This is a genomic window from Peribacillus faecalis, from assembly GCF_014712675.1.
Classification (GTDB): domain Bacteria; phylum Bacillota; class Bacilli; order Bacillales; family DSM-1321; genus Bacillus_AD; species Bacillus_AD faecalis.
Map to the genome: position 1 here is coordinate 62,886 of NZ_JACXSI010000002.1, position 18,434 is coordinate 81,319.

At 40.8% G+C, this 18,434-nt stretch carries 16 protein-coding genes; 13 read left to right on the plus strand and 3 right to left on the minus strand.

Annotated elements, in window-relative coordinates; translation table 11 throughout:
- The first annotated feature begins 180 nt into the window (after window positions 1-180).
- The 9 genes from IEO70_RS01620 to IEO70_RS01660 all read left to right on the plus strand — a co-directional run bounded on the left by IEO70_RS01620 (window position 181) and on the right by IEO70_RS01660 (window position 11,925).
- Complete coding sequence (locus IEO70_RS01620) at window positions 181-1,365, plus strand: acetyl-CoA C-acetyltransferase (RefSeq protein WP_190996610.1); 1,185 nt, start codon at window positions 181-183, stop codon at window positions 1,363-1,365.
- 22 nt (window positions 1,366-1,387) lie between these two features.
- Window positions 1,388-2,239, plus strand: coding sequence for a 3-hydroxybutyryl-CoA dehydrogenase (locus IEO70_RS01625; RefSeq protein ID WP_190996611.1), 852 nt, complete (start codon window positions 1,388-1,390; stop codon window positions 2,237-2,239).
- Between the two features lie 55 nt (window positions 2,240-2,294).
- Window positions 2,295-3,431 (plus strand): acyl-CoA dehydrogenase, encoded by a 1,137-nt coding sequence (locus IEO70_RS01630; RefSeq protein ID WP_190996612.1) that lies wholly within the window; start codon window positions 2,295-2,297, stop codon window positions 3,429-3,431.
- 23 nt (window positions 3,432-3,454) lie between these two features.
- Window positions 3,455-4,594, plus strand: coding sequence for an acyl-CoA dehydrogenase (locus IEO70_RS01635; protein ID WP_190996613.1), 1,140 nt, complete (start codon window positions 3,455-3,457; stop codon window positions 4,592-4,594).
- A 109-nt stretch (window positions 4,595-4,703) separates the two neighbouring features.
- Window positions 4,704-5,333 (plus strand): TetR/AcrR family transcriptional regulator, encoded by a 630-nt coding sequence (locus IEO70_RS01640; protein ID WP_190996614.1) that lies wholly within the window; start codon window positions 4,704-4,706, stop codon window positions 5,331-5,333.
- An 18-nt stretch (window positions 5,334-5,351) separates the two neighbouring features.
- The gene (gene icmF / locus IEO70_RS01645) at window positions 5,352-8,603 is read left to right on the plus strand and encodes a fused isobutyryl-CoA mutase/GTPase IcmF (protein WP_190996648.1); all 3,252 of its coding nucleotides are present in this window, start codon (window positions 5,352-5,354) and stop codon (window positions 8,601-8,603) included.
- Between the two features lie 592 nt (window positions 8,604-9,195).
- Window positions 9,196-9,351: a hypothetical protein gene (locus IEO70_RS01650; RefSeq protein ID WP_190996615.1), complete on the plus strand. Its 156-nt coding sequence runs from the start codon at window positions 9,196-9,198 to the stop codon at window positions 9,349-9,351.
- Between the two features lie 141 nt (window positions 9,352-9,492).
- Complete coding sequence (rpoE, locus tag IEO70_RS01655; RefSeq protein WP_328820845.1) at window positions 9,493-10,032, plus strand: DNA-directed RNA polymerase subunit delta; 540 nt, start codon at window positions 9,493-9,495, stop codon at window positions 10,030-10,032.
- Window positions 10,033-10,326: 294 nt separating this feature from the next.
- Entirely contained in the window at window positions 10,327-11,925 is a 1,599-nt protein-coding gene (locus IEO70_RS01660) for a CTP synthase (RefSeq protein WP_190996617.1), read from the plus strand.
- 128 nt (window positions 11,926-12,053) lie between these two features.
- On the opposite strand, the gene IEO70_RS01665 is transcribed toward IEO70_RS01660, so the two are convergent.
- Both IEO70_RS01665 and IEO70_RS01670 read right to left on the minus strand, forming a co-directional pair.
- Complete coding sequence (locus IEO70_RS01665) at window positions 12,054-12,260, minus strand: hypothetical protein (RefSeq protein ID WP_190996618.1); 207 nt, start codon at window positions 12,258-12,260, stop codon at window positions 12,054-12,056.
- A gap of 233 nt (window positions 12,261-12,493) precedes the next feature.
- The gene (locus IEO70_RS01670; RefSeq protein WP_190996619.1) at window positions 12,494-13,015 is read right to left on the minus strand and encodes a DUF2529 domain-containing protein; all 522 of its coding nucleotides are present in this window, start codon (window positions 13,013-13,015) and stop codon (window positions 12,494-12,496) included.
- A gap of 190 nt (window positions 13,016-13,205) precedes the next feature.
- Between IEO70_RS01670 and IEO70_RS01675 the strand changes: the two genes are divergently transcribed.
- The 4 genes from IEO70_RS01675 (at window position 13,206) to IEO70_RS01690 (ending at window position 17,251) form a co-directional block, all read left to right on the plus strand.
- On the plus strand, window positions 13,206-13,577 hold the full coding sequence (locus tag IEO70_RS01675; protein WP_190996620.1) for a response regulator: 372 nt from the start codon (window positions 13,206-13,208) through the stop codon (window positions 13,575-13,577).
- Between the two features lie 250 nt (window positions 13,578-13,827).
- Window positions 13,828-14,685: a class II fructose-bisphosphate aldolase gene (locus IEO70_RS01680; RefSeq protein WP_190996621.1), complete on the plus strand. Its 858-nt coding sequence runs from the start codon at window positions 13,828-13,830 to the stop codon at window positions 14,683-14,685.
- Between the two features lie 169 nt (window positions 14,686-14,854).
- Complete coding sequence (gene dcuS / locus IEO70_RS01685; RefSeq protein WP_190996622.1) at window positions 14,855-16,483, plus strand: DcuS/MalK family sensor histidine kinase; 1,629 nt, start codon at window positions 14,855-14,857, stop codon at window positions 16,481-16,483.
- Window positions 16,484-16,528: 45 nt separating this feature from the next.
- Window positions 16,529-17,251, plus strand: a complete 723-nt coding sequence (locus tag IEO70_RS01690; protein WP_190996623.1) for a response regulator — start codon at window positions 16,529-16,531, stop codon at window positions 17,249-17,251.
- Window positions 17,252-17,308: 57 nt separating this feature from the next.
- Here the strand turns inward: IEO70_RS01690 and IEO70_RS01695 are convergent, their stop codons facing one another.
- Window positions 17,309-18,331 carry a 2-hydroxyacid dehydrogenase gene (locus IEO70_RS01695; protein ID WP_190996624.1) on the minus strand — a complete coding sequence of 341 codons (1,023 nt, stop codon included), beginning with the start codon at window positions 18,329-18,331 and terminating at the stop codon, window positions 17,309-17,311.
- Between the last annotated feature and the right edge of the window lie 103 nt (window positions 18,332-18,434).

An 18,434-nucleotide genomic window follows, 5' to 3' on the forward strand; every position in this document is an offset into this window, starting at 1 on the left:
TAAAATTGAATTGAGAAAATTTGGTTTTTTCAAAATGCTTCTGTAAGCGACTAAAATGTAATATAAGGGGTGCAAATACAAGGCACCCCTTCATATTGAAAGAGAGTTGAGCGAGCGTTCGGTCAACCACTTGTCAACTTTTAGGTCAGAATATTCAGTCTAATAGAAGGGGTGAGGGATATGGGGAAAACAGTAATCGTTGGCGGTACTAGAACGCCAATCGGCAAATTAGGAGGAAGTTTACGGACACTTTCAGCTTCTGATCTTGGCGGTATCGCCATTAAAGAAGCATTGAAGCGAGCGGGGATGGAAGCATCTCAAGTAGGCGAAGTCATTATGGGAACTGTCCTTCAAGGGGGACAAGGACAAATCCCTTCACGACAAGCCTCAAGGAAAGCTGATTTGCCTTGGGATGTCAAAACAGAGACCATCAACAAAGTGTGTGCATCGGGTATGAGGAGCGTAACATTAGCAGACTTATTTATTAGAGCTGGTGAAGAAGACGTTATTGTTGCTGGCGGGATGGAATCGATGAGTAATGCACCGTATATTCTTCCGGATGCCAGATGGGGCATGCGCATGGGCTCTTCTAATGTGCTTGATTTAATGCAATACGATGGTCTGACATGCAGTTTCACGGGGGCATCAATGGGCGCTTTTGGAAATGGCACGGCAGAGGAATATGACCTCAGTAGAGAAATGCAAGATGAGTGGTCTTATCGAAGTCATCGTTTAGCGATTGAAGCGATAGAATCTGGCAAATTAGCGGAGGAGATCGTAGCAATTGAGGTACCACAAAGGAAGGGGCAACCGATTGTTATCGCTAATGATGAATCGCCGCGAAAAGACACAACAATTGAGAAACTAGCATCATTAAAACCAGCGTTTGGTCCTGGAACAATCACAGCTGGAAATGCACCGGGTATAAATGACGGAGCAGCTGCGCTTGTTCTTGTAAGCGAAGAGAAGGCAAATCGTGATGGGCTCACGCCACTAGCTTTTATTCTTGGGCATGCAGAACTTGCGATTGAATCAAAGGATTTTCCGAAAACGCCAGGATTAGTAATTAATAAATTACTAGAGAAAACAGGTAAAACAGTTGAAGATATTGATTTATTTGAAATAAATGAAGCTTTTGCGGCAGTGGCACTTGCCAGCATAAAAATTGCCGGTATTGATCCTGACAAAGTTAACGTGAACGGTGGTGCCGTCGCTCTTGGTCATCCAATTGGTGCAAGTGGCACGCGCATCATTTTGACACTTATGTATGAGCTGAAGAGAAGAGGCGGTGGCATAGGTATTGCTGCAATATGTAGCGGTGGTGGTCAAGGCGATGCCATTATGATTGAGGTTCCAAGAGTCTAGGAATATAGAGGAGGATGATGAAATGACAATATCACAAGTAATGGTCATTGGTGCAGGGCAAATGGGTTCTGGGATTGCTCAAGTATTTGCTGCATCGGGCTACTCTGTTTATTTGCACGATTTAAAAGAAGAATTCGTCCAAAGAGGTCTTTCGAGTATTGCGAAAAATTTATCTCGCCAAGTAGAAAAAGGCAAACTATCGCAGGAGCAGCAAGAGCAAATCTTATCTCATATCTCTCCTTCTACAGATTTACAGAATGCCGCTAAAGTTGACTTAGTCATTGAAGCAGCCATTGAAAACATGGAGATTAAAAGCAAACTGTTTTCTGATTTAGACAAAATTGCACAGCCGCACACGATATTGGCGACGAATACTTCATCGTTACCTATCACTGAAATTGCTGCTGTGACAACAAGAGCCGATAAGGTGATTGGCATGCACTTTATGAATCCTGTTCCAGTCATGAAACTAGTAGAAGTTATTAGAGGGCTGGCAACAACAGATGAAGTGTATAAGACGATTGAAGATCTGTCAAAATCGCTCGGCAAAACACCGGTTGAAGTCAACGATTTTCCAGGGTTTGTGGCAAATCGTATTTTATTACCGATGATCAACGAAGCAATATACGCTTTATATGAAGGAGTTGCTTCTAAGGAAGCGATCGATAATGTTATGAAGCTTGGGATGAACCATCCGATGGGACCGCTGACTTTAGCCGACTTCATTGGCTTAGATACATGTCTGTATATTATGGAAACGCTTCATGAAGGCTTCGGTGATGATAAGTACCGCCCGTGTCCGCTTTTGCGTAAGTATGTAAAAGCTGGATGGCTTGGCAAGAAGTCAGGTAAAGGGTTCTATGAATACAACTGATTTTGAAAAGCCGAGATTAGTTTTGAATGTCAATGGATCAACTGGGGAGGCTTACATGAATCTGCAACTGAGTGAAGAGCAGCAAATGATGCGTCAAATGGTTAGAAGTTTCGCTCAAAATGAAGTGAAGGGCTTTGTCGGACGGATGGAACAGGGTGAGTTCCCTCGAGAGCTGCTTGATCAAATGGGTGTGCTTGGCATGATGGGTATTCCGGTACCAGCGAAATACGGTGGTGCTGAAATGGATATGATTTCCTATATTATTGCTATTCATGAGCTGTCAAAAGTAAGTCCAACTTTAGGTGTTATCTTATCAGTGCATACATCAGTTGGTACGAACCCAATACTTTATTTCGGAACGGAAGCCCAAAAGAATAAATATGTGCCAAGGCTTGCTTCGGGTGAATATTTAGGCGCTTTTTGCTTAACTGAGCCAAGTTCTGGTTCTGATGCAGCTAATTTAAAGTCACGCGCTGTTCGGCAAGGAGAGCATTACCTCATTAACGGTTCAAAGATATTTATTACAAATGGCGGAGAAGCAGATGTGTATATTGTATTTGCTGCGACCAACCCAGAGCTTGGAAGCAGAGGGATTAGTGCGTTCATCGTAGAGAAGGATACCCCGGGACTGATCATTGGAAAAGATGAAAATAAAATGGGAATGAATGGTTCTCGTACAGTAGGGATTACTTTTGATCAAATGAAAGTTCCGAAAGAGAATTTGCTTGGGGAAGAAGGAGAAGGCTTCAAGATTGCTATGGCAAATTTAGATACGGGGCGAATTGGTATAGCGGCACAAAGTTTAGGAATTGCTGAAGGGGCCTTTGAAGAGGCAGTTGCATACAGCAAGGCACGTATTCAGTTTGGAAAACCGATAAGCAAACAGCAGGGAATCGCTTTTAAATTAGCGGAAATGGCAACAAACATTGAAGCAGCAAGATTGCTCGTTTATCGTGCCGCCTTCATGCGCGACCAAGGCATTCCTTGTGGTAAAGAAGCTTCAATGGCGAAATTGTTCGCCTCAAAGACAGCGATGGATGTGGCGATTGAAGCTGTTCAAGTATTTGGAGGATATGGGTACACAAAAGAATATCCTGTTGAACGATACTTCAGGGATGCAAAGGTCACAGAAATATACGAGGGAACTAGTGAGATACAGAAAATAGTCATCAGCAAACATTTAACTAAATAATTCAAAAAGGGATGGGGATTAGGATGAACTTTCGTTTAACAGAAGAGCATGAAATGATTCGTAAAATGGTAAGAGATTTTGCACGCAATGAAGTAGCGCCGACAGCTGCGGAAAGAGATGAAGAAGAGCGCTTTGATATCGACATCTTCAAAAAGATGGCGGAGCTTGGCTTAACAGGTATTCCTTGGCCGGAACAGTACGGCGGAATCGGTAGCGATTACTTGGCATACTGTATCGCGGTTGAAGAGCTTTCAAGAGTTTGCGCATCAACGGGTGTTACGTTATCCGCCCACACGTCGCTTGCTGGCTGGCCGATATACACATTCGGAACAGAAGAGCAAAAACAAAAATACTTGCGTCCGATGGCACAAGGCGAAAAGATTGGCGCTTATGGCCTGACGGAACCAAGTTCTGGCTCGGATGCCGGCGGAATGCGCACAACGGCTAGATTAGAGGGTGACCATTATGTACTGAATGGATCGAAAATTTTCATTACAAACGGTGGCGTAGCTGATATTTATGTCGTGTTTGCAGTGACAGATCCGGAATCCAAGAAAGGAACAAGCGCATTCATTGTGGAAAGTACAACTCCTGGTTTTAGCACCGGCAAGAAAGAACAGAAGATGGGCATTCGTTCATCGCCGACAACAGAAATCATTTTCGACAATTGCCTAGTTCCGAAAGAGAATCTTCTTGGTCAAGAAGGAGAAGGTTTCAAAATTGCCATGATGACTTTAGATGGTGGCAGAAACGGTATCGCTGCTCAAGCAGTTGGTATTGCACAAGGAGCGCTTGATGCAGCTATTGATTATGCGAAAGAGCGTGTTCAGTTTAGAAAACCGATTGCTGCTCAACAAGGGATTGGCTTTAAGTTGGCTGAAATGGCGACAAGTGTCGAGGCATCCCGTCTATTAACGTACCAAGCAGCTTGGTTAGAATCGAAGGGATTACCATACGGAAAAGAATCAGCTATGTCAAAACTATTTGCCGGCGATACAGCTATGAAGGTAACAACAGAGGCTGTACAAATTTTCGGTGGTTACGGCTATACGAAAGATTATCCGGTTGAGCGATACATGAGAGATGCAAAAATCACGCAAATTTATGAAGGAACGCAAGAAATTCAGAAACTGGTCATTTCAAGAATGGTCACAAAAGACTAATTACCTTTAACAGCCTTTGGAGAATGTCTCAGATTTTTACCATTTCAATTTGATAAAAATCTGACATGGCATCTCCAAAGGCTATTCTCATATGAAGTGAGGTGAGAAAATGGAGAAAAAGGAAGTGCAAGCTTCGGTGAAGGATGAACACCTCATAAAAACGAGGCGCAACCAGATGATCAAAGGTGCTGTGACACTTTTTACTGAGAAGGGTTACCACCGCACAACAACAAGGGAGATTGCCAAAGCATCCGGCTTTAGTATCGGTACACTTTATGAATACATACGCACGAAAGAAGATGTTCTCTATTTGGTGTGTGATAGCATATATGATGAAGTAAAAGAGCGGCTAGAGAAAGAGCTTGGAGAGGCTGAAGGGACGATAGATAGCTTGAAAACGGGCATTGCCAATTACTTTAAAGTTATCGATGAAATGCAGGATGAAGTACTTGTTATGTACCAGGAGGCAAAGTCACTCTCAAAAGATGCTTTGCCGTACGTACTTAATAAGGAAATTGATATGGTCGCCATGTTTGAGCGGCTGCTCTTAAAATGCAAAAGCAACGGGGAACTGAATTTGGCAGATGAGCAAATCAAGATGGTTGCCCATAATATCTTTGTGCAAGGTCAAGCGTGGGGCTTCAGGCGCTGGGCATTGCAAAAACTGTACACGCTCGAGCAATATATTGAGATTCAAACAAGCTTAATTATGATGAGTCTTAAAAAAGAAGCGAGATAATGGGAGGAAGAGATGAATATGGTACATGTTTATACTGCGAAAAAACATTTGCGATTCATTACAGCATCGAGTTTATTTGATGGTCATGATGCCTCTATTAACATTATGAGAAGAATTCTTCAAAGCAGTGGAGCAGAGGTAATTCACTTAGGGCATAACCGCTCGGTTGAAGAAATTGTAAACGCTGCAATTCAAGAGGATGTACAAGGTATTGCTGTTTCATCATATCAGGGAGGGCACGTCGAATATTTTAAATACATGTATGATTTACTTAAGGAAAAAGGAGCAGGTCACATTCGTATTTACGGAGGCGGCGGAGGAGTCATCATTCCGAAAGAAATAAACGACCTGCATGAATACGGTATTGCCCGTATTTTTTCTCCGGAGGATGGTAGACAAAACGGTTTGCAAGGCATGATTAATATCATGATTCAAGAATGTGAAGAGCAAATGGCACATTCTGACGTTTCCAGTTTACTTCAGCATTTGCCAAGCGGGGACTTTCTAACAGTATCAAAAATGATTACAGCAGTTGAGAATGAAATGGATAAACCAGAAGTTGACCGTGCATCGTTTTTATCCGAGATAAGGAAGACCTCAAAGATAGTTCCAGTAGTGGGGATTACCGGAACGGGTGGTGCTGGGAAAAGTTCTTTGACGGATGAGCTGATTCGTCGCTTTCTTCGTGAGATTCCCGGAACACGTGTCGCGATTTTATCGGTAGATCCGACGAAACAAAAGACAGGCGGCGCCTTATTAGGAGATCGGATACGGATGAATGCAATTTTCTCAGATCGGGTGTATATGAGAAGTTTGGCAACTCGTTCCTCAAGAAGTGAAATTTCATTGGCACTAAAAGATGCCATTGCGGTTGTGAAAGCAGCGAGCTTTGATTTGGTAATAGTAGAAACATCCGGAATCGGTCAAGGTGATGCGGCTGTTGCAGAGTTGTGCGATTTGTCCATGTATGTCATGACAAGTGAATTCGGAGCGCCATCACAGCTTGAAAAAATCGACATGCTCGATTACGCTGACTTAGTGGTGATCAATAAATTTGAAAGAAAAGGCTCAGAAGATGCACTTAGACAGGTGCAAAAGCAATATCAGCGCAATAGAGGACTATTTGACCGAGACTATGCAGAGATGCCGGTTTACGGAACGATTGCCAGCCAGTTTAATGATACAGGAACAAACAGATTGTTTGCTGCACTAATTAATAAGTTGAATGAGACTGCTAATGTTCAGTGGACAACATCTTTTTCTGACGAAGGTATAGTAGAAAAGCAGAGTGTCATCATTCCGAATGACCGCCGCTATTACTTGAGAGAAATTGCTGATACAGTACATCAATACAAGATAAAGGCTGAACAGCAAGCGGATATTGCTAGTCGTTTGTATCAGATTGAAGGAACATTGCAGGAAGTAGCAAAAGTAGAGCAAAATGAACAGCTCATTGCCTCATTGAAAAAAATACGCAACGATATTGCGATGCAACTGACGGGAGAATCGAAGAACATCCTAGAAAGATGGGATGAATTTAAAGAAAAATATAGCCAAGATGAACTTGTGACCGTTATTCGAGACAAAGAAATCAAAACTAGCTTAAAAACGAAAAGTCTATCAGGATTAATGATTCCGAAGATTTCATTACCGAAATATAAAGACTTCGGGGATATTTTATTATGGGTGTATAAAGAAAATGTGCCGGGTTCTTTCCCGTTTACTGCTGGAGTTTTTCCATTTAAACGCGAGGGAGAAGATCCAAAAAGGCAATTTGCCGGAGAAGGATCGCCGGAAAAAACAAACAGAAGATTCCACTATTTATCAAAGGATGACGATGCAAAACGCCTCAGTACAGCCTTCGACTCAGTTACGCTTTACGGAGAAGATCCAGATTATCGTCCTGATATATTCGGCAAAATCGGAGAAAGCGGCGTCAATGTCTGTACGCTAGATGATATGCGGAAATTATATGCTGGATTTGATCTTTGCCATCCTTCCACCTCAGTATCAATGACCATTAATGGCCCTGCGCCTATCATATTGGCAATGTTCTTAAATACAGCTATTGAACAGCAACTCAACAAAAAGAGTGAAAAGCTTGGAAGAGCACTTACGGAAAAAGAGTACGAAGAAGTGAAGAGTTACACGCTGCAAACAGTACGTGGAACTGTTCAAGCTGATATTTTAAAAGAAGACCAAGGCCAAAATACATGCATTTTCTCAACAGAATTTGCTTTGCGCATGATGGGGGATATTCAGGAATACTTTATCCAAAACAGGGTAAGAAACTATTACTCTGTATCAATTTCCGGCTACCATATCGCGGAAGCTGGAGCGAATCCGATTTCCCAATTAGCTTTCACATTATCTAATGGATTCACGTATGTTGAATATTATTTGAGTCGTGGTATGCATATCGATGATTTTGCACCAAACCTTTCTTTCTTTTTCTCTAACGGGCTTGACCCTGAATATAGCGTGATTGGACGAGTTGCGCGCCGTATCTGGGCAACTGTTATGAAAAATAAATATGGTGCTAATGAGCGTAGTCAGAAGCTTAAGTACCACGTGCAAACGTCAGGACGTTCGCTTCATGCACAAGAAATTGATTTTAACGACATCCGTACTACACTGCAGGCATTAATGGCTCTTCATGATAACTGCAACTCTCTGCACACAAATGCCTATGATGAAGCGATTACAACTCCTACCGAGGAATCTGTTCGAAGAGCTATGGCGATACAGATGATAATCACAAAAGAGCATGGCTTAACTAAAAACGAAAATCCGCTACAAGGCGCCTTTATTATTGAGGAGCTGACTGACTTGGTAGAAGAAGCTGTTCTGCGCGAATTTGAGCGGATTGATGATCGCGGAGGTGTGCTGGGGGCGATGGAGACACAGTACCAGCGCGGAAAGATTCAAGATGAATCGATGCATTATGAGATGAAGAAACATACAGGAGAACTGCCGATTATTGGCGTAAATACGTATTTAAACCCAAATCCTCCTTCAGAAGAACAAGTAAACAATATGGAACTGGCTCGTGCCCCATATGAAGAGAAGGAAGGGCAAATCCTGCAGTTGCGCCGTTTCCAAGAACAGCATAAACATGAGGTCGATCAAGCTTTGACGAAACTTAAGCAAGCAGCACTTAACGGAGAAAATATTTTTGCTGAACTGATGGATTGTGTGCGCGTAGCCAGTCTGGGCCAAATTACGCATGCCTTATATGAAGTAGGCGGGCAGTACAGACGGAATATGTGATTGCGTAATTAAAAAGAAAGTATGTATTTTTGAACTTTGATAGCTGTCTAACCTTGCACCTGCAATGGGCGATTTATCGTAGTCCATGTCTAGCTCCAGCGACCATCCAGTTTTTTCTTAGAATATCTTCTTTGAGTATCTTGTCAAATTCATGACTGATAAGTGATGAATTCGACAGCTCGAGGTCATAGACGAATCACTCCGGGAATTTTTCAATTTCCGGAGTGATTCGTCTTATGCTGGTCGGAGGCTTTCAGAACGAGAGTCATAGCGATGAAGATATGCAGACGTAACGTCCTTAGTCGTTTTTCCTACTTACGGGCCGCTTCCGCTTTTCGGTTTCCGCATGTCTCCTTTTGATTCGTAAATTATTTAAAAAAGGTCATCATCTGAAGAAGACTGCAAGTTTCTGAATATGTGACATATCAAAAGGACCGGTGCCGGTTTTTCTTTCAAAATAAATGTAGTAGAGGTTGCCTGAGTATTGTATAGTTAGGCTAACCTCTTTTCTTCTGAAAAAAACTTTATAATAAGTGCAGATTAAGGTTAGAATGTTATTCTTAGAGTAAAATTGTTTTTTGGAGTTGGAGCTATGAAAATAAAGACGATCATTATTGTTTTAGCAATTTGTAGCTTTGCATTTCTATTTCGGTTTCTGTATCAAAAACAGTTTGGTGCAGTAGGTTATTTTATCCTGGCAGTAGCCGCTGTCTTTCTTGCATTAAGAGAGTGGAAAAAAACTAAATGACAGATTGAGTATGCGAAAACATTTTGTGGGTAAAGTTTGAACTAGCATAAAGGTATTTGTATTGTTTATAATGAAATATAGTATATAGAAAATGTTAGCAAAGTATTATTGTACATATTTTGCTTTTTGATATGAAAGGAAGTGCCGATATTGAGCTTAAATCAATATACACAAGAAGAAATCAAGGAAATGTCCTTAATTGAAGTTGCATATGAAATTATGCAAGAAAACCACAGCAAACAAGCAGTAGCATTTGGCGACCTTGTTCAACAGATTGCTCAACTGCAAGAGTTATCAACAATCGAGGTTCAACAAAAAATCGCACAGTTCTATACGGATCTGAATGTAGACGGCCGTTTCAATACAGTGGGTGAAAACCGCTGGGGCTTAAAAGATTGGTACCCAATCGATCAAGTTGAAGATGAACTGATCAATCCGGTTAAGCCGAAGAAGAAGAAAGGTAAAAAAGTCGTTGATGAAGACTTCGAAGATCTTGACTTGGATGAAATCGATGAATTCGATGATACTGAAGAGGAAGAATTATTGGTGGATGAAGAAGATATCCTTGACTTGGATGAAGATGATGATGAAGATCTTGACGAAGATGAACTTATTGAAGATGATTTCGAAATCGTCGACGAAGAAGAACTTGATGAAGAAGAAGAGGATGAGCTTTTGTAAATCTCTTGACTTTTGAAGCTGAAATTTGTAGAATCATTTTTGGGCTCCTTAAAGAAGGACGAAATGATAAATATGCCGCTCCCTTACTTAATTGTAGGGAGCGTTTTTTGTTTTTTTATAAAAATTTATCGTATTCTTTAGCGTTATGCGCCAAAAACTATAAAGAGTCTATCGCATAAAGAATTGAACAATAATGGAAGAAAAAGCATACCCCTTTCATTCAGCAATGTTAATCAGACACAAGAAGTTTTGTCATGCAATTTTAAGTAAACATAAATAATAGGGGGAATAAAAGTGACTAAATATATTTTCGTAACAGGCGGCGTAGTATCTTCACTAGGAAAAGGAATCACAGCTGCATCTTTAGGAAGACTTTTGAAAAACAGAGGATTAAGCGTAACAATCCAAAAATTCGATCCGTATATTAACGTGGACCCGGGAACAATGAGTCCATACCAACACGGTGAAGTTTTCGTAACTGATGATGGGGCTGAGACTGACCTTGACTTAGGTCACTATGAGCGCTTTATTGATATTAACTTAAGCAAGCTAAGCAACGTAACTTCAGGAAGAGTGTACTCTACAGTTCTTCGCAAAGAGCGTCGCGGCGATTACTTAGGCGGAACAGTTCAAGTTATCCCGCACATCACGAATGAAATTAAAGAGCGCGTGCTTCGTGCCGGCAGTGAAACAAATGCAGACGTTGTCATCACAGAGATTGGCGGAACAGTCGGAGATATTGAATCTTTACCATTCCTTGAAGCAATCCGCCAAATCAAAAGCGATATCGGCCAAGAAAACGTTCTTTACTTGCACTGTACATTAGTGCCTTACATTAAAGCTGCTGGTGAAATGAAAACAAAACCGACTCAGCATAGTGTAAAAGAGTTGAGAAGCTTAGGTATCCAGCCAAACGTTATCGTTGTACGTACAGAAATGCCGATCTCTCAAGACATGAAAGATAAAATCGCGTTATTCTGCGACATTGATAAAAATGCGGTAATCGAGTGCCGTGATGCGGATACGCTATACTCTGTACCGTTAGCTCTTCAAGAGCAGCACTTAGATCAAATCGTTTGCGATCACTTGAAATTAGATTGCAAAGAAGCAGATATGACAGAATGGAAACAGCTTGTAGAGAAAGTATTGAACTTATCTAAAACAACTAAAATTGCTTTAGTAGGTAAATATGTAGAGCTTCAAGATGCGTATCTTTCTGTAGCAGAAGCATTAAAACATGCTGGTTATGCATTTGATGCAGATATCGATATTGACTGGATTAACTCTGAAACAGTAACTCCGGAAAACGTAAAAGAATTGCTGAAAGATGCAGACGGTATTCTTGTGCCCGGCGGATTCGGTGACCGTGGTGTTGAAGGGAAAATCACAGCTATTCAATATGCGCGCGAAAACAAAGTACCGTTCCTTGGTATTTGCCTAGGTATGCAATTAGCGACAATTGAATATGCTCGTAACGTATTAGGTCTTGAAGGAGCACATTCTTCAGAGCTTGACCCGAATACACCATACCCAATCATCGACTTGCTTCCTGAACAAAAAGATGTAGAAGATTTAGGCGGAACATTACGTCTTGGACTGTATCCATGTAAATTAGTCGAAGGCACTAAGGCGATGGAAGCATATAACGATGAGGTTGTGTACGAGCGTCACCGTCACCGCTATGAGTTCAATAACCACTTCCGTCAAGAGATGGAAGACAAAGGCTTTGTTTTCTCTGGAACTAGCTTAGACGGACGTCTGGTGGAGATCGTTGAAGTGAAAGATCATCCATGGTTTGTAGCGAGCCAATTCCATCCGGAATTTATCTCTAGACCGACAAAACCGCAACCATTATTCCGTGACTTCATTGAAGCATCACTAAACAATAAATAATTGATATAGATAAAAAAGCTGCCATGTTTAGGCAGCTTTTTTTAAAAAGATAAGAAAGCGTATATTTTCGAACTTGGAAAGCTGTCTAACCTTATACCTGCCATGCTCGGAGGACAACAGGATGTTGGTCACATCGGCGTTGTCACAGGACGTGACACCCTTAACCGATGTTCTCCTCCATCCCACCCAAGAAACCAAAACCGGGTTTCTTGGGCAGTTTGTCTTAGGCCTTGTCTAGCTGCAGCAGCCAGCCAGTTTTCATCTTGGATAATCTCCCTTGAGTATCTTGTCAAATTCATGACTGATAAGTGATGAATTTGACAGCTCGAGGTCATAAGCCAAATGACTCCGGAAATTTTCAATTTCCTGCATGATTCGTCTTATGCTGGTCGGAGGCTCTCAGGACGAGAGTCACAGCGACGAAGATATGCGGACGTAGCGTTCTTAGTCGCTGTTCCTTACTTGCAGGCCGCTTCCGCATTTCGGTTCCCGCATGGCTCCTTTTTCATTGAAGTAAGCTCAAGGAGTAGAATCAAAAATGAAAAAGGACCGGTAACGGACTTTCTTACTATTCCTCAATCTCTTCAAGCAGTTCAGATAGTGTAAGATGAATGCCGTGATACGTAAATAGTGCTACCAGCAGGGAAGGGAAACCTACGCGTTCACCTGTTTCCGTAGGTACAAGCCCACGTTTTACATTGAGATTAATATGGATATGCGCTAAGTCATGCAAACCGTTCTTCATTTCGTCAAGAACAGTAGATACACCGACAAATGGAACATTTAGTTCTTCGAGTTTTTCAGCAAGTGCAACCGCTTCAGGATCATCGTTATTACGAGTGAAAAGCAGCACACGATCAACGCTTGATATTTGTTCTATGTCAGGCATTGCTTTACAATGAGGTAGAGAATCGATGCCTTCAAGGGCTTCCGAAACAACGCCTTTCATTTCTTTGAAACCATGTATATAAATATGGCCATCGCCAATGACAGCTTGTGCCAGAAGTCGCGCCGCATCTTCTATTGCATACTCATCTTGGGAAATGGCTTTGAACAGTCCGCTTAACTGAGTGGAAAATATTTTAAGCATAGTTTGATCTCCTTTATCAATTGAATCATTGAGTCCTTATAAACAGGATAAATGTTCTACCAGCATTATATAAGAATGAGGATATATATGCGAATGTTTATTTTCTTTGAAGAAATGAAGGATTTAATTAATTGGAATAGAATACTTCTACAATAAAAGACTGAATACATTAAAGAAAGGCGGGGATGGTATGGGACAACAAATATTGATTGTAGATGATCAATTCGGGATTCGAGTTTTGTTGAATGAAGTGCTGCAGAAAGAAGGTTATACAACGTTTCAAGCAGCAAACGGACCGCAGGCACTTGAAATAGCGAAGGAGCAAAAATTGGATCTTGTACTTCTTGATATGAAGATCCCGGGAATGGACGGAATAGAAATACTGCGAAGACTGAAAGAATATGACCAAAGCATCTCTGTAATCATCATGACTGCATACGGTGAATTGGATATGATTCAGCAGGCCAAAGATCTTGGTGCGCTTACTCATTTCTCTAAGCCGTTTGATATTGACGATATTCGAAGCATCGTCAAAAAATATATTCCGATGAATACTAAGTGATGTTGTACTAGTATATAACCTGAAAAATCTATCATTGGACAAAGTTTAGTTACATCTTTATAGAAAATATTTCCTAGTCGTGGGATTATCTTGAGAATTATGATGACTATTGGTATTCTTGAAGGTGAAATAATTGTCATTCCCTTGGTATACATAACCTGTATACTTTACATACTTTTTAGGGAAAATTGTATAAGGAAGCACTGTGATTTACATAGTGTCAACCGTTACAACATAAGGAGGAAATATAATGCCTTTAGTTTCAATGACTGAGATGCTGAACAAAGCATTAGAAGGAAAATATGCAGTAGGTCAATTTAACATCAACAACCTTGAGTGGACTCAAGCAATTCTTGCTGCTGCTGAAGAAGAAAAATCACCTGTTATCCTTGGGGTTTCTGAAGGTGCTGCTCGTCACATGGGCGGATTCAAAACTGTAGTGATGATGGTTAAAGGTTTATTAGAAGACATGAAGATCACGGTTCCTGTGGCAATCCACTTAGACCACGGTTCTTCATTCGACAAATGTAAAGAAGCAATCGATGCAGGTTTCACATCTGTAATGATTGACGCTTCTCACCACCCATTCGAGGAAAACGTTGAAACGACTAAAGCTGTAGTTGACTACGCTCACTCTAAAGGTGTTTCTGTAGAAGCTGAATTAGGAACTGTTGGCGGACAAGAAGACGACGTTGTTGCTGACGGCGTTATCTATGCTGATGCTCAAGAATGTAAAGAACTAGTTGAAAAAACTGGTATCGACTGCCTTGCTCCAGCATTAGGTTCAGTTCACGGTCCTTACAAAGGTGAACCAAACCTTGGTTTTAAAGAAATGGAAGAAATCAAAAACCTTACTAACATGCCATTAGTATTACACGGCGGTACTGGTATCCCTGAAGCAGATATCAAAAAATCTATCTCTTTAGGTACTTCAAAAATCAACGTTAACACTGAAAACCAAATTGCATTCGCTAAAAAGGTTCGCGAAGTGTTAGCTGCTGACGCTGAAGTATATGATCCACGTAAATTCATCGGCCCTGGCCGCGACGCTATCAAAGCGACTGTTATCGGCAAAATCCGTGAATTCGGTTCAAACAACAAAGCTTAATTTTAATCATTTTGAAAAAGGCATATGCTTTTTCATATGATTCACATAAAGAAGATGACTCCTGGCTTGTACTGGGGTCATCTTCTTTTGTTATGAAGAAAGGTATGTAGATGAATACTAACAGTAACAAAAAAGCTTGTTTGGCAGGTGAATTGAAAGGAAGTAAGTTATGGCTGATTTTTTTCGGACAGAAAGAAAACCATTGAAACTGCACACGCTTATACTATTGCTCGTATTTGGCATCATACTGACTTCAATACTGATTACAAGCACTTTTATAAGCCTCTATGTATCCAATCAGACAAAAGAAAACTTGTCCGAGAAAATAAGAGACGTAGCTAGAATGACGGCCCATTCGCAAATAGTCGTTGACGGTCTGGAAAAGGACTATATCGATCTTAGCCTCCAGGATTATGCTAATGAAATGATAGCCTTGACAGATGTCGGTTTTATCGTTGTCCTCAATATGGATCTAATCCGCTATTCACACCCTTGGGAGACGGAAATAGGCCATTCTTTTTATAATCGGGAGGACGCTCAGGCAGCCCTTAAAGGCAATGAGTATTATTCAACACAGGAAGGTCCGCTTGGCATCGGGCTACGTTTTTTTACACCTGTCAGAGATGAGGCAGGAGAGCAAATCGGGATTGTCGTTGTTGGCATTTCGCTTGATACAGTAAAAGGTTTGATGAAGGAAAGCCGACATGTTATTTATCTTTGTGCGCTTATTCCGCTGCTGTTTGGAGGAGCCGGTGCATTTGTCTTAAGCAAATTTATAAAAAGGAAGCTGCTGAATATGGAGCCTGAGGAGATTGCCCAACTGCTTGAAGAGCGCAATACTATGATAGAAGCAGTGAAGGAAGGGATACTGGCAGCTAACGTTCGGGGTGAGATAACATTAGTTAATGAGGAAGCGTTGAAGCTAATGAATGTTAATGAAGAAAAAATTGTGAATCAGCCGATTAAGGAATATATGCCGATTTTTGAGAAGGTGATGCAGACGGGAGAAGCGGAAGTGGGCTACGAGGAAACGCTGTACGGGCGCACGGTACTTTTGAATTGCTTCCCGATCATTGTGAACAGTGAAATTGTAGGCGGAATCGGCACATTTAGAGATAAAACTGAAATACGGCAAATGGCGGAGCAGCTGACAGGGGTAAAACTGTATTCCGAATCGCTGAGAGCTCATTCGCATGAATTCATGAATAAGCTTCATGTCATTCTCGGGTTAATTCATTTGAAGAAATATGACGACCTGAACAATTATGTGCAAGATTTAGTCGAGGACCAAGAATCGGAGAAAAGCTTTGTCTTGCAACGTATACAGAACCCGATTTTGGCAGGGTTTCTTTTGGGCAAATTAAGCAAGGCGCGCGAGCATGGGATTCAATTTGAAATTAGCGAGAATAGCCAGTACAATGGTGAGCTGGAGGAAAAAGCGATCCATGATTTAATTTGCATATCAGGCAACTTAATTGAAAATGCCTTTGATGCCGTTAGCGGCTTGGAAGTTAAGCAAGTCTCCTTCTCTGTTTACCATTCGGAAGACAGGTTGATTCTGCAAGTGGAAGACAGCGGTGCAGGTATGGAGCCAGGCCAGTTGGAGAATATATTCACAAAAGGCTTTTCGACAAAAGGCGAAGACCGAGGGTACGGATTATACTTAACGCTTCAATCTATTGCTAATTTGCATGGGGAGATAGACATTGACACGAGTCCAGGAACTGGGACAGTATTTACAGTTCAAATTCCTTTGCCTGAAAGGGGAAAATTACCTAGAGACTTAAAAGGAGAATAGTCTATTCTTTATTAAGAAAGAAATTTGAGTTGAGGTGGATAAATTGTGATTGAAGTTCTCATAGTTGATGATGATCCGATGGTTTCGGAAATTAATAAAAGCTATTTAGAGCAAGTGGATGGGTATCATTTAAAGGGAACGGCCTCTTCCGTCAAAGAAGCAATCCGCTTTATTGAAAAGAATACCGTAAAGCTTATTTTGCTGGATATTTTCATGCCCGAAACAGAAGGAATACAGCTGCTTATAAAAATTCGTGAAATGCAAAAGGATATAGATGTCATACTTATAACAGCCGCTTCCGATATGAGAACGATTCACAAAGCCTTTCAATTTGGAGCAGTAGATTATATCATTAAACCTTTTCGCTTCGACCGATTTGAAGAAGCGCTTATTAAATATAAAAAACAAACAAATCTTCTTCTAAATGACAGCAAGCTCAGTCAAGAGGAGCTTGACCATCTGTTGCTGAAAAAACAGGAAAAAGCGGTTCAGGAAATGCTGCCGAAAGGCTTATCTAAAAATACGTTACGAGAAATTTGGAACTATATTGAACAGAAGAAAGGATTGGATTTCACGACGGAAGAATTGGTGAATACAATAGGCATTTCAAGAATTTCTATTCGAAAATACTTGTCATTTTTAGAGAAAATAGACGTGATTTCATCATATTGCAGCTACGGAAATGTCGGTAGACCTTTAACAATGTTTCGCAGCAGGCAGGAATCTGCTAGAAATATCGAACCTTATATTGGTGATCAAAGAAAATAGTTTGCATAAGAAAAGAGATTGTCGACATGGACAATCTCTTTGTTAGTTTAATGCATACTATGCATTAACAGATACTTTTGGAAGTTCAACTGCATTTGCTGTTTTGCCTGTAGTTAAAATTTCGTTAAAGTTTTCGAAGCTTGTTTCGATCATGTTTGATAATGCTTCATCTGTATTAGAACCGATGTGAGGCGTTACTAATACACGTGGATACATATCAACTAATTGTTGAACTGTTGCATCCGGAAGTGCTTGCCATGGTTGGAAGCTCTTGAAGAATAAATCTTTTTCGTTTGCGAATACGTCTGTTCCGAAAGCACCTAACGTATCATTTTGTAAAGCTTCTAAAATTGCTTCGTTGTCTTGTAATTCACCGCGTGCAGTGTTGATTAAAATTGCGTCGTTTTTCATTTTTGAAAGGAATTCCGCATTGATCATTTTGTCGTTTTGACCAGGGAAGTAAGGAACGTGAAGACTTACAATATCAGCCTCGGCTAACAGTTCGTCCATTTCCTTGAATTCTAGAACTTCTTTAGCAATGTCTGATTGGAATACATCATAACCGATTACTTTTGCGCCTAAGCCTTTAAACAATTTAGCTTCTGTAACACCGATGCGGCCAGTTCCGATAATCCCTACTGTGCAGTTACGGATTTCTTTGCTGAACATTCTTTCGTCAACAATGAAGTTTTTGTAAGCTGTTCTGTTTGTAGTATAAGCTGTGTTGCGAAGAAGCATCATAGCTAATGTTAAAGCAAGCTCAGCGATTGCGTTTGGTGAATAAGAAGGAACGCGAGCCACTTCCATGTTATATTTTGCAGCAGCTTCCAGGTCGATGTGGTTGAAGCCTACTGTTCTTGTAAATACATATTTAATGCCATATTCATTCATTTTTTCAAGATTGATTGCATCAGCTACACAGTTTCCGCGAAGTAATACTGCATCGTGGTAAGCTGCTGTATCAATATTTTCGTGTGTTAATAAGTCTTCGATTAAAGTCAGTTCGAAGTTATATTTATTTAAGTCGTTAAAAAATGAGATTTCATTAGGACGAACGCCGTAGCAAGCGATTTTTAACATGTGTGTTTCCCCCAATAATATTAGCTTTTTAGTATTCGCGAAGGAGATAGAACTCCGAGCTGAATATATTTAAGAAATAATAAGCATGCACCACTCTCTTATG

Bases quoted from the DNA above. Each gene is read 5' to 3' on its own strand.
- IEO70_RS01630 (WP_190996612.1), top strand. From the start codon at position 2,295: ATGAATCTGCAACTGAGTGAAGAGCAGCAAATGATGCGTCAAATGGTT.
- IEO70_RS01675 (WP_190996620.1), top strand. From the start codon at position 13,206: ATGGGACAACAAATATTGATTGTAGATGATCAATTCGGGATTCGAGTT.
- icmF (WP_190996648.1), top strand. From the start codon at position 5,352: ATGGTACATGTTTATACTGCGAAAAAACATTTGCGATTCATTACAGCA.
- IEO70_RS01670 (WP_190996619.1), bottom strand. From the start codon at position 13,015: ATGCTTAAAATATTTTCCACTCAGTTAAGCGGACTGTTCAAAGCCATT.
- IEO70_RS01635 (WP_190996613.1), top strand. From the start codon at position 3,455: ATGAACTTTCGTTTAACAGAAGAGCATGAAATGATTCGTAAAATGGTA.
- IEO70_RS01695 (WP_190996624.1), bottom strand. From the start codon at position 18,331: ATGTTAAAAATCGCTTGCTACGGCGTTCGTCCTAATGAAATCTCATTT.
- IEO70_RS01620 (WP_190996610.1), top strand. From the start codon at position 181: ATGGGGAAAACAGTAATCGTTGGCGGTACTAGAACGCCAATCGGCAAA.
- IEO70_RS01640 (WP_190996614.1), top strand. From the start codon at position 4,704: ATGGAGAAAAAGGAAGTGCAAGCTTCGGTGAAGGATGAACACCTCATA.
- IEO70_RS01650 (WP_190996615.1), top strand. From the start codon at position 9,196: ATGAAAATAAAGACGATCATTATTGTTTTAGCAATTTGTAGCTTTGCA.
- IEO70_RS01665 (WP_190996618.1), bottom strand. From the start codon at position 12,260: ATGACCTCGAGCTGTCAAATTCATCACTTATCAGTCATGAATTTGACA.
- IEO70_RS01625 (WP_190996611.1), top strand. From the start codon at position 1,388: ATGACAATATCACAAGTAATGGTCATTGGTGCAGGGCAAATGGGTTCT.
- IEO70_RS01680 (WP_190996621.1), top strand. From the start codon at position 13,828: ATGCCTTTAGTTTCAATGACTGAGATGCTGAACAAAGCATTAGAAGGA.
- dcuS (WP_190996622.1), top strand. From the start codon at position 14,855: ATGGCTGATTTTTTTCGGACAGAAAGAAAACCATTGAAACTGCACACG.